The 24,469-nt window shown below is 71.2% G+C and carries 19 protein-coding genes; 12 read left to right on the plus strand and 7 right to left on the minus strand.

What is annotated here, in order from left to right; translation table 11 throughout:
- Window positions 1-116 precede the first annotated feature (116 nt).
- Entirely contained in the window at window positions 117-545 is a 429-nt protein-coding gene (locus IPJ78_02885) for a hypothetical protein (protein MBK7905485.1), read from the plus strand.
- Here the strand turns inward: IPJ78_02885 and IPJ78_02890 are convergent.
- The 6 genes from IPJ78_02890 to IPJ78_02915 all read right to left on the minus strand — a co-directional run bounded on the left by IPJ78_02890 (window position 542) and on the right by IPJ78_02915 (window position 11,021).
- Window positions 542-1,525 (minus strand): P1 family peptidase, encoded by a 984-nt coding sequence (locus tag IPJ78_02890; GenBank protein MBK7905486.1) that lies wholly within the window; start codon window positions 1,523-1,525, stop codon window positions 542-544. The genes IPJ78_02885 and IPJ78_02890 overlap by 4 nt on opposite strands.
- A 10-nt stretch (window positions 1,526-1,535) precedes the next feature.
- Window positions 1,536-1,727 carry a hypothetical protein gene (locus IPJ78_02895; GenBank protein ID MBK7905487.1) on the minus strand — a complete coding sequence of 64 codons (192 nt, stop codon included), beginning with the start codon at window positions 1,725-1,727 and terminating at the stop codon, window positions 1,536-1,538.
- A gap of 34 nt (window positions 1,728-1,761) precedes the next feature.
- A complete protein-coding gene (locus IPJ78_02900) occupies window positions 1,762-3,111 on the minus strand; it encodes a sigma-54-dependent Fis family transcriptional regulator (GenBank protein ID MBK7905488.1) in 1,350 nt (449 codons plus the stop codon).
- A gap of 96 nt (window positions 3,112-3,207) precedes the next feature.
- Window positions 3,208-7,740: a translocation/assembly module TamB gene (locus IPJ78_02905; GenBank protein MBK7905489.1), complete on the minus strand. Its 4,533-nt coding sequence runs from the start codon at window positions 7,738-7,740 to the stop codon at window positions 3,208-3,210.
- A 4-nt stretch (window positions 7,741-7,744) separates the two neighbouring features.
- Window positions 7,745-9,997, minus strand: a complete 2,253-nt coding sequence (locus IPJ78_02910) for a BamA/TamA family outer membrane protein (protein MBK7905490.1) — start codon at window positions 9,995-9,997, stop codon at window positions 7,745-7,747.
- A gap of 4 nt (window positions 9,998-10,001) precedes the next feature.
- Complete coding sequence (locus tag IPJ78_02915) at window positions 10,002-11,021, minus strand: NAD(P)/FAD-dependent oxidoreductase (protein ID MBK7905491.1); 1,020 nt, start codon at window positions 11,019-11,021, stop codon at window positions 10,002-10,004.
- Between the two features lie 67 nt (window positions 11,022-11,088).
- Between IPJ78_02915 and IPJ78_02920 the strand changes: the two genes are divergently transcribed.
- From IPJ78_02920 to IPJ78_02960, 9 genes are all read left to right on the plus strand, one after another.
- Complete coding sequence (locus IPJ78_02920; protein ID MBK7905492.1) at window positions 11,089-12,090, plus strand: serine/threonine protein kinase; 1,002 nt, start codon at window positions 11,089-11,091, stop codon at window positions 12,088-12,090.
- A gap of 9 nt (window positions 12,091-12,099) precedes the next feature.
- A complete protein-coding gene (locus tag IPJ78_02925; GenBank protein MBK7905493.1) occupies window positions 12,100-12,651 on the plus strand; it encodes a cob(I)yrinic acid a,c-diamide adenosyltransferase in 552 nt (183 codons plus the stop codon).
- Between the two features lies 1 nt (window position 12,652).
- On the plus strand, window positions 12,653-13,747 hold the full coding sequence (gene aroB, locus IPJ78_02930) for a 3-dehydroquinate synthase (protein MBK7905494.1): 1,095 nt from the start codon (window positions 12,653-12,655) through the stop codon (window positions 13,745-13,747).
- A 251-nt stretch (window positions 13,748-13,998) separates the two neighbouring features.
- Complete coding sequence (locus IPJ78_02935) at window positions 13,999-14,892, plus strand: RNA polymerase sigma factor RpoD/SigA (protein MBK7905495.1); 894 nt, start codon at window positions 13,999-14,001, stop codon at window positions 14,890-14,892.
- Between the two features lie 148 nt (window positions 14,893-15,040).
- Window positions 15,041-16,432, plus strand: coding sequence for an FAD-binding protein (locus IPJ78_02940; GenBank protein ID MBK7905496.1), 1,392 nt, complete (start codon window positions 15,041-15,043; stop codon window positions 16,430-16,432).
- On the plus strand, window positions 16,429-17,367 hold the full coding sequence (locus IPJ78_02945) for an FAD-binding protein (GenBank protein MBK7905497.1): 939 nt from the start codon (window positions 16,429-16,431) through the stop codon (window positions 17,365-17,367). Before IPJ78_02940 ends, IPJ78_02945 begins: the two co-directional genes overlap by 4 nt.
- The gene (locus IPJ78_02950; GenBank protein MBK7905498.1) at window positions 17,364-18,653 is read left to right on the plus strand and encodes a 4Fe-4S dicluster domain-containing protein; all 1,290 of its coding nucleotides are present in this window, start codon (window positions 17,364-17,366) and stop codon (window positions 18,651-18,653) included. The genes IPJ78_02945 and IPJ78_02950 overlap by 4 nt, the downstream gene beginning before the upstream one ends.
- A gap of 9 nt (window positions 18,654-18,662) precedes the next feature.
- On the plus strand, window positions 18,663-19,352 hold the full coding sequence (locus tag IPJ78_02955) for an HAD family phosphatase (GenBank protein MBK7905499.1): 690 nt from the start codon (window positions 18,663-18,665) through the stop codon (window positions 19,350-19,352).
- Window positions 19,349-20,323 carry a folate-binding protein YgfZ gene (locus IPJ78_02960; protein MBK7905500.1) on the plus strand — a complete coding sequence of 325 codons (975 nt, stop codon included), beginning with the start codon at window positions 19,349-19,351 and terminating at the stop codon, window positions 20,321-20,323. The genes IPJ78_02955 and IPJ78_02960 overlap by 4 nt, the downstream gene beginning before the upstream one ends.
- A 58-nt stretch (window positions 20,324-20,381) precedes the next feature.
- Here IPJ78_02960 and IPJ78_02965 read toward each other — a convergent pair whose 3' ends face one another.
- Window positions 20,382-20,573 (minus strand): hypothetical protein, encoded by a 192-nt coding sequence (locus IPJ78_02965; GenBank protein ID MBK7905501.1) that lies wholly within the window; start codon window positions 20,571-20,573, stop codon window positions 20,382-20,384.
- A gap of 341 nt (window positions 20,574-20,914) precedes the next feature.
- Between IPJ78_02965 and IPJ78_02970 the strand changes: the two genes are divergently transcribed.
- Window positions 20,915-23,005, plus strand: coding sequence for a molybdopterin oxidoreductase family protein (locus IPJ78_02970; GenBank protein MBK7905502.1), 2,091 nt, complete (start codon window positions 20,915-20,917; stop codon window positions 23,003-23,005).
- The gene (locus IPJ78_02975) at window positions 23,005-24,468 is read left to right on the plus strand and encodes a sigma 54-interacting transcriptional regulator (protein MBK7905503.1); all 1,464 of its coding nucleotides are present in this window, start codon (window positions 23,005-23,007) and stop codon (window positions 24,466-24,468) included. Before IPJ78_02970 ends, IPJ78_02975 begins: the two co-directional genes overlap by 1 nt.
- The last annotated feature ends 1 nt before the right edge of the window (window position 24,469 follow it).

Raw genomic sequence — 24,469 nt, forward strand, 5'->3', positions numbered from 1 at the left:
GGGAAGAAGGCTGAAGGCGGAAGGAAGAAGGCAGAAGCCTGTACCATCGCGTTCCGCCATCTGCCTTCTGCCTCCCCGTACCGTCACAGTCCCCATGCGAATGCTATCTTCCCCTCATGCATGTCTCCTTCGCCCTCTTCGCCGACGCCGCGAACATCTCGCAGGAAGGCAAGCTCAACATCCTCGGCGTGTTCGACGCGCTGCAGGTGGGAGCCCTGCCGACCGTGCATCCGCGCGCGACGCTCATCGTCCGGCTCAAGGCCCTGCCCGATGACGTCGGTCGGCACACGCTCGCCTTCGCCTGGATCGGACCGGGCGGGGACGAGCACTGGTCATCGTCGGGCGAGCTCGAGGTGGGGGCGCCGCCACCGGGGGCGACCGAACTCGATGTCCCGGTGATCGCCGCGATCGACCTGCCCATCCATGAGACCGGCACGCATGTGATGCGGGTCGCGCTCGATGGCGACCTCTGCGCCGAGCTGCTGCTGCATGTGCGCTCGGGCGGCGCGGTCACGCTCCCGCCGATGGGCGGGATGGTCTCCTAGCGGCCGGCGGCGTCCGCGAGGCCCGGGACGCCGTCCCGTCCTCGCGCGAGGCGCACCGCGCGCTCGATCGCAGTCTCGAGCGCGGCGACGACCAGTGCCTCCGCCTGCGCCAATGGCGCGCGCGGACCGTCCATGGGCGAGAGCGCGAAGACGATGTCGCCGTCGAAGCTCGACCCGGCCGGCGCGAGGCGGCGGTGATAGGCGGCCGTCGCCGATCGCGCGAGCTGGTGCAGCTCCACGCGACTGAAGGCGGCATCGACCGCGACCACCGCGAGCGTGGTGTTGGGAGTGCCACCACCCGACGCGGCACCTCCGAACGCGCGCTCCGGACCGCCCGCGGCCAGCACACGCTCGGTGCCGGCGAAGCCGCCGCCGGGCGCGCGGGCCCCCGCGATGATCGCGCCTTGCGCGTCGCGCACATCGCCGAAGGCGTTCACCGCGACCATCGCCGCGGCCGAACAGCCGACCCCGTCCACCACGCTCACTCCGAACCCGCCCTTCATCGCCCCGTCCCGGCCGAGGACCTTCCCGACCGTGAGACCGGTACCGGCACCGACGCTTCCTTCGGCGATCGCCGTGCTCGTGGCCCCTGCGCATGCGGACTCGGCCATCGCCGGCGTCGGCCGCGCGTCCCACCGCCCGCAGGGCCCGAGATCGAAGAGGACGGCGGCGGGCACGATCGGCACCACGCCAGCACCGACGGCGAACCCACGACCCTGCGCTTCCATCCATCGCATGACGCCGGCCGCCGCGTCGAGCCCGTAGGCCGAGCCGCCAGCGAGCAGGATCGCGTCGACCCGCTCGACGAGGTGCCCCGGCTCGAGGAGGGCGAGTTCGCGCGACCCCGTCGCGCGGCCGATCACCGCGACGGCGGCGCGGTGCGGGGCGTTCGTGCCGCGGATGACGGTGCATCCCGTGCCGCCCGCCTCGTCGGTCGCATGGCCGACCGCGAGGCCGAACCGCTCGAGCGAGACCGTCACGCGCGCGCGCTCACGCCGGCCCGGGGCCGTTCGCGTCGCGCGTGGCATCCTCGATCGCGGCGCACGAGGCGCAGAGCGTGACGCCGCGCAGCTCGCAGATCTGGCAGATGAACGTGCCGCAGCGCTCGCAGGGATATCCCTCCGACGCGCGCTCCTTCTTGCCGCAGGCGCGGCAGATCATCGCATCGACTTCCTCCGACATCGCTACCTCCCGGAGAGCGGGGACGTCCGGCGGCTCACCGCGGCTTCTCGGCCAGGTCGTACTCGCGGATCTTCTTGATGAGCGTCGCGCGCGAGATGCCGAGTTCCTTGGCCGCGTGCGTGCGGTTGTGCGCATGCGCGCGCAGGGTGCGGTCGATGTGCGCGCGCTCGACGTCGGCGAGCGAGCGCGGCTCGTGGTGCGTGACCGCGCCTCCGGTCGCGCCCTGCACCTCGCGCGGCAGGTGCTGGAGCTCGACCGCGGGCTGTCCGCGCGCGACGAGCATCGCGCGCTCGAGCACGTTGCGCAGCTCGCGCACGTTCCCCGGCCACGGATACCGCAGCATCGCGTCGAGCGCCGGCTCGGCCACCGTCGTCGGCGCGCCCGGCACCGAGGGCGCGAGCGAATCCTGCACGCTCGCCACGAGCTCGACGAGGTCCTCGCGCACGCGCTCGCGGAGCGGCGGGAGCTTGATCGGCATGACCGCGAGGCGGTAGTAGAGGTCCTCGCGGAACCGTCCTGCCGCGACCTCGGCGACGAGATCCTTCGACGACGCGGCGATGACGCGGACGTTCGGCGTCACCTCCACCGTCCCGCCGACGCGACGGAACCCCTTCCCCTCGAGGACCCGCACCAGCTTGGGCTGGAGCACCGGGTCGAGATCGCTGATCTCGTCGAGGAAGATGGTGCCACCGTCCGCGACCTCGAACGCGCCGAGCGTCGTATGGCCGTTCGTCGCCGGCGACCCCTCCACGCCGAACAGCTCGGAGTCGAGCGACTCGGGCCGCAGCGTCGCGCAGTTGACCTCGACGAATGGCTTCGTCGCCCGCGGACTCGAGGCGTGGATGAGTTCGGCGAGCCGCCCCTTCCCCGACCCGCTCTCCCCGAGGACGAGCGCCGTCGTGCGGTCACTGCCGGCGAGGAGCGCGACCTGCGCCTGCAACTCGCGCATGGGGGCCGACGACCCGAAGACGAGGTCCTTGCCGCTGCCCCGCTTGCTGGTGAGCCAGCGGCTCAGCCGACGCAGCTGCGCCTTCTCGAGCGCGCGCTCGGCGGCCGCCGCGAGGTGGCTCAGGTCCACCGGCTTCGTGAGGAAGTTCTCCGCGCCCTTGTGCAGCGCGTCGACCGCCATCGGGACATCGCCGTACGCGGTCACCATGATCACGACGGGATGGTCGTCGCGGATCGCGTCGAGCACATCGAAGCCCGTCATGTCGGGCAGGCGGACATCGAGGAGGACGAGGTCGGGCTTGATCCGGCGGAACGCCTCGATGCCCTCGCCACCGGTGTGCGCCTCCGTCACCTGGTGCTTGCCGTCGTGACGGAAGAACATCGCGAACGCCGTGGCGATCGCGACCTCGTCGTCGATGATCAGGATGCTCGCCATGCGGTCAGGATTCGCGGGAACGGGAGGAACATCGCACGCATGGAAGATGGCACTCGGCGCGGATCGCGCAATGCCGATAGGACGGACCGTCCGGGGTCAGAATCGCCAGGCGCGGAAGAGATCGAAGCCGAACTGCTGCGGCGCGGGGACGAAGCCGCGGGCGCTGATGTTGGAGTTGCAGAGGACCGCGCTCGTCGGGGGCTCGACGCCGGCCGAGACGGTGTAGCCGCCGCGGAGGAGGTAGTCGAGCTTGACGCCGATGGAGTTGGCGAGCGCCGATGCGTTGAGCGAGTTGCCCCCACCGACGAATTGCCCCACCTGACAGAGTCCGGCGTCGAGGCGCACGAAGGCATTCCGCCCCACCTGCTTGCCGCAGTTGAAGCGGGTGCCTTCGAGCACCGCCGCCGTCCCGGTCCGCAGGTTGCTCTTCTCCACGTCGCTCGCGGCGGTGGAGACGCGCGCATCGTCGCACAGGCCGCCGGCCTTGCCGCCGAGCATGCTGCCGAGGGAGCTGATCACCAGCCGCGTCGCCGTCGACGTATAGTTGGCGCCGGCGGCGCCGATCTCGAAGCTGGGTCCGCCCGTGACGAGATAGCTGATGAGGTCGGCGCTCTTCACGCGTGCCGAGTCGGGGGACGAGAGCAGCGCCGTCGGTTCGTTCAGCGTGCCGCCGATGTTCACGCGCACGCGCACATCGGGCTGCGCTCCCTGTTTGGTGTACTGCCGCACCGTGTGCTGGGCGGAGATGTTGAGGTTCGGGTTGAAGACGAAGTCCGGGTCGCCGAACCAGTCGATCGAGCCCTGCTGGACCTCGAAGGTGCGCTGCACCGGGCCGATGTTGAGCTGGTAGGTGCCGCGCACGGTGCGCAGCGAGCCGGTGAGGGCGAGCTGGGCCTCGTCGCTGCGCCGCCCGCGCGCCTGCTGCGCGCGCATGATCGAGATCTCGCCGCCGAGGTTGATGTTCGCCTCGGTCGAGCGCAGCCAGACGTCGTTGCCCATGCGGAGCGGGACGTTCCGCACGGTGAGGTTCCGGATGAACGCCGGCAGCACGCGCGGGGCGAGGCGGCGGTCGAGCAGCGCGCTCGTGTCCACGACGCCGAACTGGTCGAACTCGGTGAGCGAGATGACGTCCTTGGTCGCGATCTCGGGGATCGAGATGACGGCGCGATCGGCGGTGAGCGCGCCGCGCAGCGTCGCCGCGTTCATCGTGCCGTTGATGCGCAGGCTGTCGGAGAGGTCGATGTCGGCGACATTGCGCACGTTGTAGACGTGGAAGTTGCGCGCGCGCACCGACAGGTCGAAGGCGGGGTTCTCACGGTCGCTGACGCGCGCCCAGCCACTCACCGACGCGCTGCCGTTGCGCCCGGCCGAGGTCGAGTTCGCCGTGAGGCGCCGGATCGCGAGGCTGTCGCCGATGAGCCCGATGTCCGCCGTGAGGTTGCGCCACCGCACGTCCCCCAGCGGCGCCAGCGAGACGTTGCCGTTGCGCACGAGGAGCCCGCCCTCGACGCGCGGCTTCTCCCACGTGCCCGAGACGTCCAGGTTGAGCGCGAAGCTCCCCGGGTCACCGTTCGCGCGGCTCGTGATCGCGTCGAACAGGCGCAGGCTCACGGTGTCGCTCGTGATGCTCGCCGAGATCGGCGCGCGCTCATCCATGCTCGAGCCCCGCTCGTCGAGGCGCAGGTGGAACGGCAGCGTGCCTTCGCCGATCATGACCGGGCGTCCGGGAGGGCCGAGGGTCGCGGCGAGCCGCAGTGCGTCCGACGACCCCGAGGCCGTGAGCATCAGCGTGTCGAGCCGGATCCCCGCGACGATGCCACCGGTGATCGACCCGGTGGCCTCGAGCTGCGGGGCCGCGCGCGTCCCCTCGAGCCGCGCGTCGATGGCGATCTCGCCCTCCTGCTTCCCCGGGGTCTGCAACAACTCGGCCAGATCGGCCACGGGGAGGCCACGCGCACGGAACCGGAGGCTGCTCTCTCCGGTGGTGGGCACCGCGCCCGCGAGCCGCAAGGTCGAACCACCGGCCCCGTTGAGCACGAACGAATCCACCGCGAATCCCGGCGCGCCGGCGGTGAAGCTGGCGGGCGACGCGAGCAGCCACTGCTGGCGGCCGGTGCGCAGGGTCAGCGAATCGAGGAGCACCTGCACGGTGTCGGTGGCCATCGCCACCTGCGCGCGCGCGGCCGCGCGCGTCCCGTTGGCCCCGTTCATGTCGAGATCGAGCATGGCCCCGCCGCGGCCATCCAGCGTCGCGCGCGAGAAGAGACGGGAGATCGCGAACCCCGCCGCGCGCAGCGTGTCCGCGGCCAACGAGAGCGTGCCCTTCGCCGCCGAGGGGAGCCCGGTGAGCTCCGCCGATCCCGTGAGCAGGCGCACCCCGGCCGCCCCGACGAGCAGCCCCTCGCCGTCGAGCGTCGCGTCGAAGGCGAAGTCCCGCACCCAGCCGCGCGCCACGCCGTCGATCTGGAGCCCGCCGTCGAGCGTGTCCGTCGCGCTCGACGTCAGCCAGCGCCGGAAGCCGCCGAGCGAATCGACCCGTGCGGTCACGTTGAGCGAATCCTCGCGGCCGGCGTGGAGGCCGAGCGCGCCGCCAGCGTCGACCTGGACCACCGTGGTCTCGACGTGCAGCGTGTCGAGCGTCATCACGCCCCCGCCGAACCCGAGCCGGGCATCGCCGGCGAACAGGCGCACGCCGGCGAGGGTCGAGCGGTCGAGCCCGAGCACCACCGTGCCGGTGAGGTCAGCGAGCGAATCGCCGCCGATGTCCGTCGTGAGGCGCGCGTTGAGCTCGCCGCTCGGCAGCGTGGAGTCCGCGAACGCGACGCTCGGGTCGAGCGCGGTGATCCGCGTCTCGCCGATGAGGCGGTACTTGGGGAGCTCCATGTCGACCATGACGTTCGCGGCGATCCGCCCGGCGTCGCCCTCGAAGTCGGCGTCGACGAACAGGTCGTGCAGCGTGCCGCGCACCTTGAGGGGACCGGAGAAGTCGCCGCGCAACGGGAGCTCGGGGAACGAGCTCGCGAGCGTCGTCATCGCGAGCGGCTGGGCCTCGAACGCGACGTCGTACACCATCTCGACCTCGCCCGAGGTCACCCGTCCCGCGCCGAGGAAGCGCGAGCGCGGCAGGTCGCCGTCGAAGTGGACGAAGTCGCCCTGCGAGAATCGCATGTCGAGCCACGACGAGTCGAGCACCGCCGAGCCCGAGAGCTTGCCGTGCAGCAGCGGGAAGTCGGGATTCACCGCCTGGATGGTCCGCAGGTCGAACGAGTCGAGCGCGACGGTGAAGCCGCGGAACTCGGTGTACGCGGGCTCGTAGATGTCGAGCATGCCGCGCGCGCGGCCCGAGGCGAACGCGCCCGGCACGTTGCCGTCGCGATAGGACATGCGCAGGTCGTCGATCACGAAGCGGTCGAGCGGGCCACCGCGCCCGCGCATCCGTCCCGTGATCTGGCCGGCGAACGGATAGGCGAGCGGTCCCTGGTTGAAACGCTCGATGAGCGCGAAGTCCACCGGCGCCGCCTCGAGGTCGACGTCCTTCATGATCGCCACCGGCCCGCCGATCACCCACGTCATGCGGCCGCGCACGCGCGAGCGGTGCGCGAACACGTCCATGTCGCTGATCGCGTACTCGAAGACCTCGGACGAGCGGGGCTGGTTCCGGATGTCGAGCGTCATCCGCCCGCGCCCCTCGGTGGGGAGCGAGGGCGAGATCCAGGCGACATCGGCGAGCGCGACCGAGTCGCCGACGACGTGGATCCGGTAGTCGGGAGTCTCGCCCGGCGTCCACCAGACGTTGCCGGTCGCGCGGCCGGTGGAGCCGGCGAGCGCGAAGCGCGGCAGGTCGAACGCGATGGAGTCCCCGAGCCAGCGGATCTCCCCGGCCACGTGGTGGAAGGTGAAGGGCGGGTTGCTCTCCTTCGCGTCGAGCCGGGCGAGCGCGATCTGGCGGCCCGCCGAATCCGGATGCAGCAGCCGCATGCGGGGGACGTCGACGAGGATGTCGCGCCACTCGTAGGTGCGCGTGAAGCGCCGCCCGCCCGCGCGCCGGATGCCGGCGATCGGATCGGCGAGCATCACGCGCACGGCGGAGTCGCGCGCCGCCCCGCGGAGCGAGTCGGCGGGGGCCCACGGCATCGTCAGCGCGAAGTGGCCCTCGCGCACGGCGACCTGCTCGAGCACCAGCAGCGACCCGAAGCTCGCGCGGCTCCGCGCGCGGCGCGGGCCCGGCGGCCTCGGCCAGATCCGCTCGGTGTTCCAGCGCGAGTCGAAGCCGCGACGGAAGTGCACGCGCGGGCGGGCCGCGTCCACGGTGCGGATGAAGAGGCGGCCGTCCATGAGGTCGCGCGGATCGAACGTCACCCGGATGGGGCCGGTCGCCGCGAAGAGCGAGTCGTCGGGGTCCCGGATCTCGAGCGAGTCGATGGTGAGGTCGGTGATGAACGACCCGCTCAGCGTCCCGAGCCGCACCGTCCCCTGCATCGTGCGGCCCATCTGCGCCTCGACGACGCCGCGGATGAAATCGCGCCCGCGCACGCTCTGTGTCGCCGCGACGAACGCCCCGATGAACCCCGCGCCGATGGCGAGCATCAGCAGGGTGCTCCAGAGCATCACGAGGCGACGGCGTCCCATCATGCTAGAAGGCCTGCCCGATGGCGATCGACGTCGTCAGCCGGCTGAAGACGGTGCGCGGGCGCGGCGGGCGGAAGCTGCCCGGGCACACGCCGGCGCGCTGTTCGAGGAACCCCTGCGCGTTCAACGCCGCGCCGAGCGTGTTCCCCGGACTCACGCAGTACAGCAGGCCGCCCTCGTCGAGCGGGGCGTCGAAGTACGCCGCCCCGGCGGGCCGCTGGTAGTCGTTGTACGCGAGGTCGGCGCGCAGGTAGCCGATGGGCGTGCGGATGCGGATGCCGATGCCCGGCGTGAGCGCGAGCGTCTTGAACTGCAGTCGCCCGACGTTCGACCCGCGCTGCCAGACGCGGCCGAAATCGAGGAAGGCGACCCACTTGAGCAGCGCGGGGAGGAACGGGCTCGTCACGCGCATCTCGAAGTTGCCGACGACCATCGCGTTGCCGCCGGTCGGCACGGCGCGATTCGAGATGGAGTCGGCCGACCGCAGGTAGACGGTGTCCCCGGGCGCGATCGCGGCCACCGGCAGGCCGGTGACCCGCGAGACCATCTCGTAGGAGTCGGGGATGTAGACCGTGGGCCCGAGCTCGTTCTGCCGGTACCCGCGGACCGTGTTGGGCCCGCCGCCGAAGAGCCGCTCCTGCGCCGGGACGAAGCGGTCGCTCTCGTCGAGCGCGAGCGTCGGCCCGAGCACGCCGCCGACCCGCAACCGCAGCGCGAAGACGATGTCGTTGCCCATCGGGAAGTAGGCCGCACCGTCGGTGGAGATGCGGGCGAACTGGATCGTCGTGTCGGAGCCGGTGAGGCGGCTCGCGTAGCGCGCATCGATGCGCGCCGTCACCCCGCGCGTCGGATCGACCGCGTTGTCGGTCCGCTCGTATCCCGAGCCGGCGCTCAGCACGGCCACGCGCTGGAGCTGGCGCAGTTCGTCCTGCTCGTCGAGCACGCACACCTGGAAGACCGCGCAGAAGAGGGCCGGCTGCGCGTCCGTGCGTCCCAGTTCGATGCTGTACCCGAAGGTGTGCGTTCGGCGCGGCAGCGCGCGGGTGAAGGCGAGCGCCGCACCCACCGGCGTCGTCCGCAGGAACGCCTTGTACTCGCTGCGCCGCTCGGAGTAGAGCGAGAGCGTGGGGACGAAGCTCGCGCGCAGCAGCGAGGGCTGGCTGAGCGTCGCGCTCACGTAGTAGTTGAGCGTGTCGCTATACGGATCCTCGCGCGCCACGCGACTGCACAACCCCTTCGCGCCGTCGATCGGCGCGCCGATGCCGATCTTCGACACGCGGCCACGCAGCTCGAGGCGCGTCGCCGTGCGGAACAGGTTGTAGTCGGTCAGCTCCGCCGTGGCCCGCAGGCAGTCGAGCGTTCCCCAGCCCCCGCCGAGCCGCGCCGAGCGCAGGAAGGACTCGGCCACGGTCACGTCCACCGAGAGGGTCGAGTCGGGTCGCGCGGTCCCCGGCTCGACGTCGACCTGCGCGAAGGCCTCGCTCTGGTAGAGCGTGCGCTTGGCGCGCTCGAGGTTGCGCTCGCGATACAGGTCGCCCGGCTGCAGCCCCGCGAGCCGGCGCACCGCCGCCTCCGTCACCCGCGCCTCGCGGCCCTCGCGCCCGGTGCGCGTGACGAGCACCGTGCCGATCCGGCGGCGCGGCCCGGTGCTGGCGGCGAAGATCACCGTCGCACGACGTGCCTCCGTCCGCAGGTCGTACCCGAGGAACGCCTCGGCCTCCGGATAGCCGCCGTCGCGCAATCGGCGCGCCAGCGAGTCCTTCGTCGCGCGGTTCGCGTAGCGGTCGAAGCGCCCGCCCACCACGGTCGGCAGCCCCGCCATGAGGGCGGCGCGCTCGGGGACCGCATCGAGACCCTCGAAGCGCACCGTGTCGACGAGCACCGGCTCGCCCTCGGTGATGCGGAAGAGCACGTCGATGCGATCCTTCCCCGCCGAGGTCACGACGGTGTCGACGGTCGCATCGACGAAGCCGTGGTTGCGGTACCAGACCGTGAGGCGCAGCACGTCGAGCGGGAACTCGCGCCGGTCGAGGCAGCGCCGCGTGCCGCCGACCTTGAACAGGCGCCGCAACAGCGACGACGGGGTCGTCACGATCCCCGCCGCGAGATCCGCGTCGCTGAATGCGGCATTGCCGCTGAACGCGAGCGTGTTCACCTCCACGTCGCCGCGCTCGCACCGGGTCTCCTGCGCGCCAAGCGCCGGCGCGCCCGCGAGGAGCAGCGCCAGTCCCACGAGTGCGGAGCGGCGCCGGATCATCGGCTCAATCGTCCTTCTGTCCGAAGACGGCGAGGTTGGAGGAATGGCCGGGATTGACCTTCTTGTCGGGATACACCCAGTGCACCGCCTGGTTCACCGCGACGCACGACTCGGCGAAGCCCGTCGCGATGAGCTTGAGCTTGCCGGGGTACGTGTTCACGTCGCCGCAGGCCCAGATCCCCGCGCGCCCGGTCTCCATGAGCTGCGTGACCTGGATCTCGTCCTTCTCGAGATTGAGGCCCCACTCGAGCAGCGCGCCCATGTCGCTGACGAAGCCGAGCATCGGGAGCACCACGTCGCAGTCCACGCGACGCGTGGTCTTCGCCTTGATGTCCTTGAGCTCGAGCGCGACGATCCGCCCGTCCTCCGCGATCACATCCGCGAGCTCGTGGAACGTGTGCACCGCCGTGCGACCCTCGGCCGCGGCCGCCATCACCTGGTCGACCGTGGCCTGATGCGCGCGGAAGCGGTCGCTCCGGTGCACGAGGGTGATGCTCTTCGCCACGCCCTGCAGCTGGTGCGCCCAGTCGAAGGCCGAGTCACCGCCGCCGATGATGGTCACGTGCTTGCCGGCGTAGGCCGTCGGCTGGAGCACGACGGCATCGATCCCCTTGCCGTACCACGGCTCGGCGCAGGCCTGCGGCAGCTTGCGCGGCGAGAAGGCACCGATGCCGGCCGCGAGGATGATCGCGCGCGACGGGAAGCGGTCGGTCTCGGTGATGAGCGTGAAGATGCCGTCCTGCTCCTCGAGTCCGACGACGCGCTGGCCGAGGTGGATGGGCTGCTGGAACTGGCCGGCCTGCTGGACGAGCGACGTCACCAGATCCTTCGCGAGGACCTTCGGGAAGCCCGCGACGTCGAAGATGTGCTTCTCGGGGTACAGGGCGGCGAGCTGGCCGCCAGGCTGCGGCAGGGCGTCGATGATTTGCGCCGAAGCGCCGCGCATGCCAGCGTAGAAGAGGGCGAAAAGCCCGGCGGGACCGGCGCCGATGATCGAGAGGTCCCGAATTTCGTGATTTCGCATCTTATTAAGTTCGCCCTCTCCCGCGTCCCGGACAACGGGCCGCACCGTCCCCCTTCACCACCCGACGATGGCCGCCGATCCCGAACTGATGACGACCAACCGCTTCGTCCTGGTCCGCGAGGTGGCGCGCGGCGGGATGGCGACCGTGCACGAGGCCGAGCAGGTCGGCCCGGCGGGCTTCACCAAGCGGATGGCCCTGAAGATCATCCACGACCGCTTCGGCCGGCATCCCGAATGGCGGCAGCTGTTCATCGACGAGGCGAAGCTCTCGGCCAACCTCGTGCACGGCAACATCGTCCAGATCTACGGACTCGGGGAATCGGCGGGGACGCTCTTCATCGCCATGGAGCTCATCAAGGGCCTCTCCCTCCGGACCCTGATCAACACCCACCGCGCGCGGCGCATCGCCATGCCGCCTGACGTCGCCGCCTATTGCGCGAGCCGCGTCTGCCGAGCCCTGGACTTCGCGCACCACTTCGTCGACGAGAACGGGAGCCGGCTCGACATCGTCCACCGAGATGTGTCGCCCGGCAACGTCATGCTCACCTGGGACGGCCACGTGAAGCTCGGCGACTTCGGGATCGCCAAGGCGCGCACGATGGCCGACCCCTCCGCCACGCGGCAGGTGCTCCTGGGCAAGAAGCACTACATGAGCCCCGAGCAGCTGATGGGGATGGCCGTCGACTCCCGATCGGACGTCTTCTCCATGGGTGTCGTGTTGTTCGAGCTCTTCGCCCTCCGGTCGCTCTTCACGGAGGATGAGACGATGGCCGCCTTCGACGAGGTGGTGCTCAATCCGAGCCCCGACCTTTCGATGCGCCTCCCCGATGCCGACCCCGAGATCCAGACGCTCGTGGCGCGGGCCATCGCGAAGGACCCGTCGGGCCGGCCGAACGCGGCGATCCTCGGACGCGAACTGGACGCCTGGTGCGCGCGTCAGGGGACGCCGGGCTCTCCGGAGCGCCTCCAGGCCCACCTCGCCGAGCTCTTCCCCGAGAGCTACAAGCCGCCCACCCGGCCGAGCGAGGCGATGAGCCCGATCACCGGACCCTCCGCGACGCCGCGTTAGATTCCCGCGATGACCAACAAGATCTACACCAAGACCGGGGACGACGGCGACACCGGCCTCTTCGGCGGCGGGCGCGTGGCGAAGGACCATCCCCGCGTCGAAGCCTACGGCGCCGTGGACGAGCTCAACGCGGTGATCGGCATGGCCCGATCGGCCGAGATGATGCCGCGCATCGACGAGGTCCTCGCGCCGGTCCAGCGCGACCTCTTCGCGCTCGGCGCGCTCCTCGCGACCCCCGACCTGGAGAAGATGCGTGAGCAACTCGCCAAGGCGCGCATCTCCGACGCGCGCATCGCCCAGCTCGAGCAGGCGATCGACGACGGCGAGGCCGAGCTCGAGCCGCTCAAGGCGTTCATCCTCCCGGGCGGCACGCCCAAGGCCGCCTCGCTCCACGTCGCACGCACGACCTGCCGCCGGGCGGAACGCGCGGTGATCCACCTGCAGCGCGACACCGAGGTGCCGCAGATCGTGATCGTCTACCTCAACCGGCTCTCCGACCTGCTCTTCGTGCTCGCCCGCGTGGCGAACAAGCGCGCGGGCGCCGGCGAAGTGACCTGGTAGCGTGCACGCACCCCTGACGCTCCACGGCGCGAGCATCGAGGTCGCGCCGGGCGCGCTCGAGACCCTCGGCGCACGCGTCAGCCAGCGCGCGCCGGAGCACCGCGTCGTCGTCATCGCCGACCAGGCGGTGGCGACGCTGTATGGTCAGGCGGCGCTGGCCGCGTTCGGGAGCACCACCCCCACACCGCTCCTGCTGACGTTCCCGTCGGGCGAGAAGAACAAGACCCGCCAGACCTGGTCCACCCTGACCGACCAGCTCATCGCGGCCGGCTGCGGCCGTGACACGGTCATCGTCGCGCTCGGCGGCGGCGTCACCGGCGACCTCGCCGGGTTCGTCGCGGCGACCTTCCTGCGCGGCGTGCCGCTGGTGCAGGTGCCCACCTCGCTGCTCGCGATGATCGACTCGTCGATCGGGGGCAAGACGGGAGTCGACACCCCCGCGGGGAAGAACCTCGTCGGGGCGTTCCATCATCCGACGCTCGTCATCGCCGACCCGCGGCTCCTGACCTCGCTGCCGCCGAAGGAGATGCGCGTCGGGCTCGCGGAGGCGATCAAGCACGGCGTGATCGCGGACCCGGTCTACTTCGGCTGGATCGCCGCCAACCTGCGCCAGATCCTCCACGCCGACGCACCCGACGACGCGACGCAGATGCATCTCGTGCGCCGGTCGATCGAGATCAAGGTCCAGGTGGTGCGACAGGACGAGCGCGAGGGCGGCCTGCGCAAGATCCTGAACTTCGGCCACACCATCGCGCACGCCATCGAGCAGGTGACCGCGTACGGCGTCTCGCACGGTGAAGCGGTCGCGATCGGGATGGTGGCGGAGGCGGTCCTCGCCGAACGGCTGCGCCTCGCCGAGCGTGGCCTCGCCGACGCGATCGCGACGGTGTGCGATGCCGCCGGGCTCCCGGTGCGACTCCCCGACGGCGTGAGCCCGGCCGAGATCGTCACGGCGACGCGCACCGACAAGAAGGCGCGCGCCGGACAGGTGGAGTTCGCCCTGCCGCGGGCGATGGGCGAGATGGCCGGGAGCGCGACGCGCTACGGCGTCCGGGTGAGTGACGCGGATACCTTGCGGGCGCTCGAACATTTGTGAGCGGTCCTAACACATTGTGATACAACGGGATGGCGCGGTGCCGACGGGACGCTGTCGCATTGGCACGCTTCTTGGCTGTTGACCGCCCTTCCCCTCCTCATATAGCCTTGGGCGTCCGGAGAGGTCGATCCGGAGGCCGCCGTCAGGTGACGGCCTTGTATCAAGTTCGCCGCACGTCCCACAGAGCGTCGCAGGTACTGGCTCCCCAAGCGGGGCGCCGCCTCCTTCAACACGCAGGTATGGGGATGGGTATGCAGCACGCGACCGAAACGAGATCGAAAGGCTATTTCCGTTCCTCACCCTCTTCCGCGTTCGACCAGTACCTCTCGGACATCCAGAAGCTCCCGCTGATCACCGACGCCGCTGAAGAGCGTCGACTCGCCCGACTCGCCCAGAAGGGCGATGAAGCCGCCGCCGAGCGGCTCGTGACCGCGAACCTCCGGTTCGTGATCAGCTACGTCAAGAAGTACCAGGGCCACGGCCTCGACCTCTCGGAGCTCGTCGCCATCGGCAACGAGGGACTGCTGAAGGCGGTCCGCAAGTTCGATCCCGACCAGGGCGTGAAGTTCATCTCGTACGCCGTGTGGTGGGTGCGCCAGGCGGTCCTCAAGGCGCTCGCCGAGCAGACGCGCTCGGTCCGCATCCCGCTCAACCAGAACTCGCAGCTCATCCGGCTCTCGCGCGCCGAGACGGTCCTGGCCCAGGTCCTCAAGCGCGACCCGACCGACAGTGAGATCGGTCGCCTCCTCGAGGAGACCCCGGAGCAGGTCCGGGCCGCCAAGCAGATGTCCTCCACCGAGCTCTCGCTCGACGCGCCAGTGGATCGCTCCGATCGCGAAGCCTGCACCCTCGGCGAGCGGTTCGCCGGCGGCGACGGCGTGGAGATCGAGGAGCGCACCGACTTCAAGCTCATGCGCGAGTGCATCGACAAGGTGTTCCGCAACTACCTGACGCCGCGCGAACGCAAGATCCTCAACCTGTACTACGGTCTCGATGAAGGGGCCGAGGCGATGACGCTCGAGAAGATCGGCGCGCTGATGGGCGTGACCCGCGAGCGCATCCGGCAGATCCGCGAGCGCGCGTTCGACAAGCTCCGTACCTCGCCCGAGGGTCGCTCCCTCGCCGGGTTCTGGGCGATCACCTGATCGTGTAGGTCGCAGCCGCTCGTCGCGCGCCCGGTGATCGCGCGGCGAGGGTCGAAGGGGGTCCGGATGCGAATCCGGGCCCCCTTCGTGCATCCATTCGTGTAGTTTCTCCGACGTGACCGACCTCGTCGCCGAGCTCCGCCGCCTCGTGGGCGATTCGCACGTGCTCGTGCGCGTCCCGAAGCTGCTCGTGTACCGCTCCGATGCGTTGCCGGGGCTCCAGCGCGCCCCGTCGCTCGCGGTCTTCCCGGGGACGCGGACCGAACTCATCGAGGTCGTCCGCGCACTCGCGGCGGCGGCGGTCCCGTTCGTCGCGCGCGGCGCCGGCACCGGCCTCTCGGGCGGGGCGCTCGCCGACGGCATCACGCTGCTCGGCCTTCATCGCCTCAAGCGGATCATCGCCATCGACCCGTTGGCGCGCACGGCCACGGTCGAGCCGGGCGTCGTGAACGCCCTGCTCACGCGCGCGGCGGCCCCGCACGGGCTCCACTACGCGCCGGACCCCTCCTCGCAGTCGGCGTGCACCATCGGCGGCAACATCGCGGAGAACGCCGGCGGGCCGCACTGCCTCAAGTACGGCGTCACGCTCGACCATGTGCTGCGCGCGACGGTGGTCCTCCCCGATGGCGAGGTGCTCACGCTCGACCGCGGTGACGTCGGCGGGTACGACCTCCTCGGCGCGTTCGTCGGCAGTGAAGGGTGCTTCGGCGTCGTGGTGGACGTGACGGTGCGGCTCACGCCGGATCCGGAGTCGGTCGTCACGCTCCTCGCCGACTTCACGAGCGTGCGCTGGGCGGCCGAGGCGACATCGCGGATCGTCGCGGCGGGGATCCTGCCTGCGGCGCTCGAACTCATGGACCAGGCGACGATCGAGGCGGTGGAATCGAGCGTCTACGCCGCGGGATATCCGCGCGACGCCGCCGCGGTGCTGCTTGCGGAGGTGGATGGTGCGGCGGCCGGGCTCGACGCGGACGCCGAGGCGATCGAGCGGCTCTGTCGCGCGTCCGGCGCACGCGACGTGCGCGTGGCGCGCGACCCCGCCGAGCGGGCGCGGCTCTGGCAGGGACGCAAGAAGGCCTTCGGCGCGATGGGGCGGGTGGCCCCGCACCTGGTGGTGCAGGATGCCGTAGTGCCGCGCTCGCGCCTGGCCGAGGTGCTCGACGACATCGCCGCGATCGGCGCGCGTCACGGCCTGCGGATCTGCAACGTCTTCCACGCCGGTGACGGGAACCTCCATCCCAACATCCCCTACGACGCCAACGACGCGGACGAGTCGGCACGGGTGCACGCCGCGATGAAGGAGATCATGACGCGATGCATCGCGGCCGGCGGCACGATCACCGGCGAGCATGGCGTGGGGCTCGACAAGCTGCCGTACATGGAACAGCTCTTCACCGCCGACACGCTCGATGCGATGTGCTCGCTGCGAGACGTGTTCGATCCGGCGCGGCGCGCGAACCCGGGGAAGACGGTGCCGGTGCGCGCGTGCCGCGAGTGGCATGCGGCGGCCGCCGCGCGCCCGCAGGCGGCGGGCACGTGACGCCACTGGCCTCCGGTGTGGTCGGGCCGCGCACCCTCCACGCCGAGTTCCCGCGCACGACCGACGAGCTCGCGACGCTCGTGCGCGATGCGCGCGCAGCGCGCGCAGGGCTCCGGCTCGCCGGCCTGGGCACGTGGCTCACCGCGGGGCATCCGGTGCGTGCAGCGCGGACCGTCTCGCTCCGGGCGATGCACGGCATCGTCTCCTACCATCCTGCGGATCTCACGCTCTCGTGCGGCGCCGGGACCACGCTCGCCGAGCTCGACGAGGCGACGCGACCTCACGGACAGTGGTGCCCGCTCGCACCGCCCGGCACGGACCTGACGAGCACCGTGGGCGCGACGGTCGCGACCGCGAGCGAAGGACCGTATGCCGCCGCCCTCGGTCGGCCGCGCAGCCTCGTGCTCGGGCTGGAGTGCGTCGACGGGACGGGACGGATCATCGCGGCGGGGGGACGTGTCGTGAAGAACGTCGCCGGATTCGACCTCACGCGCGCGATGACCGGCGCATGGGGCACGCTGGGCGCGATCACGGCGGTGCACCTGCGCCTGCGCGCACGCCCCGTCGTCGATGAGACCTGGGCGATACGACTCCCATCCTCGGACCGCTCGGCGCTCGAAGCGTACGTGCGCGGCCCGCTCGCACCGCTCGCCTGCGTGCGGCACCAGCCGCCGAACGGAGAGTCGGGCGACCCCTCTCTGTTCCTCGTGCGCCTGGGCGGCAACGCGGCCTTCGTCGAGGCGTCGCGGGCGGCGTTGCGCGCGCTCGGCGAGACGATGCCGCAGCCACCCGACGCGCTGGATGCCTGGCGCGCGTTCGACGATCCGCCCGCGCGCGCGCTCTCGTGGCGGTGGGATCCGATCGCCGTGCGCCTGCGCGACCGCTTCGACCCGGATCGCATCCTGAATCCCGGCCTCCTCGGGGAGCCCGCATGAGCGCGTCGTCCCTTCCGCTTCTCGACGCCGCGCGCGCGGGCTTGGACCAGTGCGTGCACTGCGGCTTCTGCCTCCCCGCCTGCCCCACCTATCTCGCGCTCGAGGACGAGAACGACTCGCCGCGTGGTCGGCTGCTGCTGATGGGCGCGCTGCTCGAGGGCACGGTACGCCCCGATGACCCGCAGGTCGGCGCGCACCTGGACCAATGTCTCGGCTGCCGCGGATGCGAGACGGCCTGTCCGAGCGGCGTGCCGTACGGTGCGCTGCTCGAGGCGACGCGCGCCTCGCTGGTGCCGCATCGGCCGCTGCCATGGGTCGCGCGTCTTGTGCTCGCGGTCTTCGCACGCGAGTGGTTGCTGCGACCGGCACTCGTTGCAGCGCGCGCGATGCGCGGGAGCGGACTCGCGGCCTGGTTCGCCGCGCGACTCCCCGCGCGCATGGCGATGCCGCTCGCGATGCTCGCGTCCACCGCGCGGCCGTCGTCACCGCGATGGACCCCGCGCGGCGATGGCGCGCGGGGCACGGCCGCGGTGCTCACCGGGTGCGTGATGGAGGGCCTCTTCACCGGCGTGAATCGAGCGACCGAGCGCGTGCTGGTCCACAACGGGTGGCGCTTGCAGGAGGCGCCGGGACAACGCTGCTGCGGCGCGCTGCACGCGCACGCCGGCGACCGCGCGACCGCGCAGGCCCTCGCGCGGGAGAACATCGCGGCATTCGAACGAAGCGGCGCCGAGGTGATCGTGCTCAACTCGGCCGGCTGCGGCGCGATGTGCAAGGAGTATGGACACCTCCTCCACGATGATCCTGCGTGGGCGGCGCGCGCCGGGGCCTTCTCGACGAAGGTGCGCGACGTGCACGAGGTGCTCGCTGAAGCCGGGCTGATCGCGACGCATGCGGTCGCGCCGGGCGAGGGCGCCGCCGTGGGTGTTCCGCGCGTCGCCTACGACGCGCCGTGCCATCTCCAGCATGCGCAGCGCGTGGTCGCGCCTCCGCAGGCGGTGCTCCGGGCCTGCAAGCATGTCGCGCTCGTGCCACTCGCCGACAGCGACCAGTGCTGCGGCAGCGCCGGCATCTACAACCTCGTCCAGCCGGACGTCTCGGAGCGCGTGCTCGCCCCGAAGTTGGCGCGGATCGCCGAATCCGGCGCGACCGTCATCGCGACGGGGAATCCCGGCTGCCTGATGCAGATCGGCGGTGGCCTGCGCCTCGCGGGGAGTCACGTGACGGCGCGTCACCCGGTGGAGCTCCTGGCGGAGGGCTACGCGCAGGGCCGTCGGCCCGGTTAGCATTCGCCCATGGATGTCCCGGTCCTGCTGGTCGAGTTCGAGGGTGTGATCGTGGAGACGGCGCCGGCGCGACGCGCCGCGCTCGCGGAGTCACTCGCGGTGGAGGGGATCGTCTGCACCGAGGCCATCCTCGAGGAGGCGGCCGGATACGCGACGGAGGACGCGGTGCGGCGCGCGCGACGCGCGGCTGGCGCGCCCGAGGACGAGACCGCGGTCGAACTCGGTCGCCTGCGCGCCGAGCGGGCCTTCGCCACCCGCGCCGGGAAGGGGCTGCCGCTCGCCCCCGACGCGCGCGTCGTCTTCGAGCGGCTCGCCGCCCATGCGCGGCTCGCGCTCGTCACGCGCGCCTCCCGTCGCGAGGTGGAGTTCCTGCTCGGGCTCGCCGACATGGAAGGGCTCTTCCGCCCGATGATCGCGGTGGAGGACGTGCTGCCGACCAAGCCGGCGCGCGAACCCTGGCTCGCGGCCCTCGCACGCATCGGCCAGCTCTTCCCCGGTCAGCAGTTGAAGGCGCTCGCGGTGGAGGATCATGTGGTCGGGCTCCGGGCCGCGCGCCGCGCGAACATCGCGAGCGTGGGCGTCGGGCCGCTCCCGGCGCACGAGGCGATCGAGGGCGATGCCTGGATCGAATCGCTCGTGGACCTCACACCGGAGCGCATGCGCGCGCTCACGGGCACGAGCACGGAGCGCCGCCGGTGAGCCGTTTCGTCCACGACCGGACGGCGCGGATGCGCATGACCTTCAGCGGCGAGCAGGCGAAGGCGGCGCTCGGCGGACTCGTGACCAACGATGTGGTCACGCTGACCGCGGGCGCCGGGCAGCGCGCGGCGGCGCTCACACCGAAGGGGCGCGTGATCGCGCTCTGCCGCATCTTCGACCGCGGGACGGATCTGCTGGTGGACTGCGATGCCGCCGCGGGTGAGGGCTTCGCGGCGATGATCCGCAAGTTCGTGAACCCGCGACTCGCGAAGTACGCGCTGGTCACCGAGGCCACCGATTGCCTCGGCGTGCACGGCGACGACGCGGCGGGGGCGCTGGCGCGCGCGCTCGGCGGGGACGAGGCGATGCGGGATGCGATCGAGGCGCTCGCGCCGCTCGGTGGCCGCTGGAGCGGCGCGGGCGACGATGTGGCGTGGGTCGTGCGATCGGATGACCTCTCGGTGCCGGGCTTCGACCTCTTCGCCACGCGCGCACGCGTTGCGACGCTCCGCACGGCGCTGCTCGCGGTTGGCGCCCGGTCAGCCGGCGCCGACGAGGTGCGCACTTGGCGCGTCGAGCGCGGGCTCCCCGAGTTCGGCGCGGAGATGGATGGGGAGACCATCCCGCAGGAGGCGGTGCTCGATGCCCTCGACGCGATCTCGTTCAACAAGGGCTGCTACACGGGCCAGGAGGTGGTGGCGCGCATCCACTTCCGCGGGCACGTGAACCGTCACCTCCGCTGGCTCGTGAGCGGGGCGCCGCTGCGAGAGGGTGCGCGTGTGCTCGATGCGAGCGGGACCGACGTCGGCGAGGTGCGGACCGCCGTGGTGTCCGCGTCGCGCGGACCGCTCGCGATCGCGATGCTGCGCCGCGAGGTCGAGCCGGGTGCGACGGTGCGCGTCGAGGATGTCGCGCGCACGGCGCAGGCGACGAGTGCGCGCGTGGAGCGCATGCCGGCGTCGCAAGGGTAGGAACGCGAAACGCGCGATCCCGAGGGATCGCGCGTTCGAGACCAGCAGGGACCGAAGCTTAGTGCTTGGTCGTGTCGGCCATCGGCATCGCGGCCCCGGTCGAATCCTTCTTCGTGGTATCGGCCATCGCGGCCGTGTCCGTCATCGCGGCAGGCGCGGGCGCGGCCATCTCGGTCGCGGGAGCAGCTTCTTCCTTCGGAGCGCAGGCGGCGAACAGGACGAGCGAGGCAACGATCGCGAGCTTCTTCATTTGGAACTCTTCTCCGAGGTGTGGTGGGGCGCGCGCTCGCGAGACGTTCGCGTTCAGCGCACGGAAGGAAACTAAATGGGGCGGTTCATGCGGTCAATCCGTTGCCTACACGCAAGTCATTGAGTGACAAAGAGTTGGCTCCGACCTTCCGCGCCCCTTTGACGACCGACACCGTCGCGGCGCCACATGCTGTCCAGGCGTGCGCGAGACAGTCGCTGGAAATTGCATGTCCAACCCGTTGACAATCAACGACTTACGCGCCATCCGTCCCGTGGACGACACGCGCGTTAGCTTGCAGGACGTTCCCTCCCACCCGGGGCGACATCAGCGTGAGCGCGACCATCGAACCAGGCACGCAGAGCAGCCGAGTGATCCGCGGGGCCTGTCCGCACGATTGTCCGGACACCTGCGCGACGCTCGTCACCGTCGAGTCGGGACGCGCGACGCGCATCCAGGGCGATCCCGCGCATCCCTTCACACAGGGATTCCTCTGCACGAAGGTCAATCGCTACCTCGAACGCACCTACCACGCCGATCGCGTGCTCACGCCGCTCCGGCGCGTCGGCGCGAAGGGGAAGGGCGAGTTCGTCACCGCGACGTGGGACGAGGCGCTCGACGCGATCGCCGCGAAGCTGAATGCGACCCGCCATTCGAGCGACGGACCGCAGGCGATCCTGCCGTACTCGTACGCCGGCACGATGGGGCTGCTGCAGAGCGAGTCGATGGATCGCCGGTTCTTCCATCTCCTCGGCGCGTCGCTGCTCGACCGCACGATCTGCGCGACAGCGGGGATGATGGGGATGCGCATGACCGTCGGCGCGAGCATCGGGGCGGACACCGAGGCGGTGCCGCTGAGCGACCTCGTGGTCCTCTGGGGCACGAACACGCTCACGAGCAACCCGCACCTCTGGCCGCGGATCCTCGAAGCGAAGGCGCGTGGCGTGAAGGTGATCTGCATCGACCCCATCCGCACGCGCACGGCCGAGCAGTGCGACGAGTGGATCGGCATCCGCCCCGGGACCGACGCCGCGCTCGCGCTCGGGATGATGCACGTGCTCTTCGCCGAGGGCATGCAGGACGACGACTACCTCGCGCGCCACACGCTCGGCGCTGAGCAGCTGCGCGCGCGGGTGCAGGAGTATCCGGTGGAGCGCGTCTCGGCGATCACCGGCATCCCGGCGGTGCGCATCACCGAGCTCGCGCGCGAGTACGGTCGCGCGAAGGCCGCCTTCGTCCGTCTCAACTACGGGCTGCAGCGCCATGCCGGCGGTGCGATGGCGGTCCGCACGATCGCCTGCCTCCCCGCGGTCACCGGGCATTGGCGGCGCGCCGGTGGCGGCGTGGTCCTCTCGACCAGCGGCAACTTCGCGTTCGACAAGGCGACCGTGCAGCGGCCCGACCTGGTCCCGCCCGGCACGCGCACGATCAACATGTCGCTCCTCGGTGACGCCTTGGCCAAGCCGGACGCCGGCGTCGGCGGACCGCCGGTGCGCGCGATGATCGTCTACAACTCCAATCCCGCCGCGATCGCCCCCGACCATCTCGCGGTGATCGACGGCCTCAAGCGCGAGGACCTCTTCACCGTCGTCCTCGAGCACTTCCGCACCGACACGTGCGACTACGCCGACTGGGTCCTCCCGGCGACGACGCAGCTCGAGCACCTCGACGTGCACTGGTCGTATGGGCACCTCTACGCGTCGCTCAACCGCCCCGCGATCGCGCCGTTGGGGGATGCCCTCCCCAACACCGAGATCTTCCGTCGCCTGGCCGCGCGCATGGGGCTCGACCACCCCTGCCTGCGGGACGATGACGAGACGCTCGTGAAGCAGGGGCTCACCTCGTCCGACCCGAAGATGGCCACCGTGACGTGGGAGTCGCTCCAGCGCGATGGCTGGGCGCGCCTCGCGCTGCCCTCGCCGTACGTGCCGTACGCGGAGGGCGGCTTCCACACGCCGAGCGGCAAGTGCGAGTTCTTCTCCGCGCGCATGGAGGCGATGGGGCTCGATCCGCTCCCCGCCTTCACCCCGCCGTACGAGTTCCCCGAGAACGTCCCGGCCCTCGCGGCGCGCTTCCCGATCACGCTCATCTCGTCGCCGGCGCACCAGTTCCTCAACTCGAGCTTCGTCAACGTGGGGCCGCTCCAGCGGGCTGCCCGCGAACCCGAGGTGGCGCTCCATCCGCGCGACGCCGAGCGACGCGGGATCGTTGAGGGCGCGATGGTGATGGTCGAGAACGAGCGTGGGCACTTCCAGGCGCGCGCGCGCGTTCGGGAGGGCATCAGGGAGGGCGTCGCGTGGGCCCCCGGGATCTGGTGGGCGAAGCTCTCCCCTGACGGCCGCACCGTGAACGCCACCACGAGCCAGCGCCTCACCGACATGGGCGCCGGTCCCGTCTTCTACGACAACCTCGTCGAGATCCGACCCGCCAGCTGATGACCACTCACCTTCCCGCGACCCTTGGCGCCCTCAAGGCGTCCCCGTACGGCACCCCCGATCGTCGTGGACGGTCGGTCCGCGACGAGATCCGTCACAATCTCCTCGCGCGCATCGCCGACGGGAAGCCGCTCTTCGCGGGGGTCCTCGGCTACGAGGACACGGTGATGCCGCAGATCGTGAATGCGCTGCTCTCGCGGCACCACTTCATCCTGCTCGGGCTCCGCGGGCAGGCCAAGTCGCGCATCCTTCGCGCGCTCACGTCGTTGCTCGACCCGGCGCTGCCGGTGATCGAGGGGAGCGAGACGAACGATGACCCGTTCGCGCCCATCTCCAAGTACGGACGCGACCGCATCACCGCCGCCGGCGACGACACGCCGATCGCCTGGCTCGCGCGCGACCAGCGCTATGTCGAGAAGCTCGCGACGCCCGACGTGACGGTGGCGGATCTCATCGGCGACCTCGACCCGATCAAGGCGGCACGCGGCGGCCACCTCCTCTCCGACGAGCTCTCGATCCACTACGGGATGCTGCCGCGCGCGAACCGCGGCATCTTCGCGCTCAACGAGCTCCCCGACCTCGCGGGCAAGGTGCAGGTGGGGTTGTTCAACGTGATGCAGGAAGGTGACGTGCAGATCAAGGGGTACCCGGTGCGCCTCGCGCTCGACGTGGTGCTCGCGTTCACCGCGAACCCCGAGGACTACACGGCGCGCGGCAAGATCATCACGCCGCTCAAGGACCGCATCGGGTCGGAGATCATCACGCACTACCCGGCGACGGTGGACCTCGCGATGGCGATCACCGCGCAGGAGGCCTGGGTGACGCGCGACGGACTCCCGCTCCGCCTCCCCGGGATCGTGAGCGAGGTGGCGGAGCGCGTGGCGTTCGAGGCGCGGCAGGAGAAGCGGATCGACCAGCGGTCGGGCGTCTCGCAGCGCCTCTCGATCACGCTCCTCGAGAACGTGATCTCGAACGCCGAGCGGCGCGCCGTGCGCCTCGGCGAGCCGACGATCGTGCCGCGCCTCGCCGACATCTATGCGGCGTTGCCGGCGATCACCGGCAAGATCGAGCTCGAGTATGAGGGGGAGCTGATCGGCGGCGCGACGATCGCTCGCGAGCTCATCCGCCGCGCCGCGGACGCGACGCTCGCCGAGCGCGGGGACGACCTCGACCTCGACGAGATCGTGATGTGGTTCGACCGCGGCCAGGCCCTCCAGGTGAGCGATGACGCGAGCGCGGCGGTGGCGCGGCAGGGATTCGCGGCGGTGCCGGGGCTCATCGAGATCGTCACCGCCAGCGGGCTCGGTGTTGGCGACGATGCCGATGCCGTGGTCGCCTGCGAGCTGGTGCTGGAGGCGCTCGTCGCGCGGCGGAAGCTCTCGCGGTCGGAGAGCGGGCAGTACGGGCGCTCGGTGCGACGGAAGGGTGGCGTGCAGCAGGAGCGGCCCGACCGCGACGAGTAGG

This window comes from Gemmatimonadota bacterium (assembly GCA_016714015.1).
Taxonomy (GTDB): domain Bacteria; phylum Gemmatimonadota; class Gemmatimonadetes; order Gemmatimonadales; family Gemmatimonadaceae; genus Pseudogemmatithrix.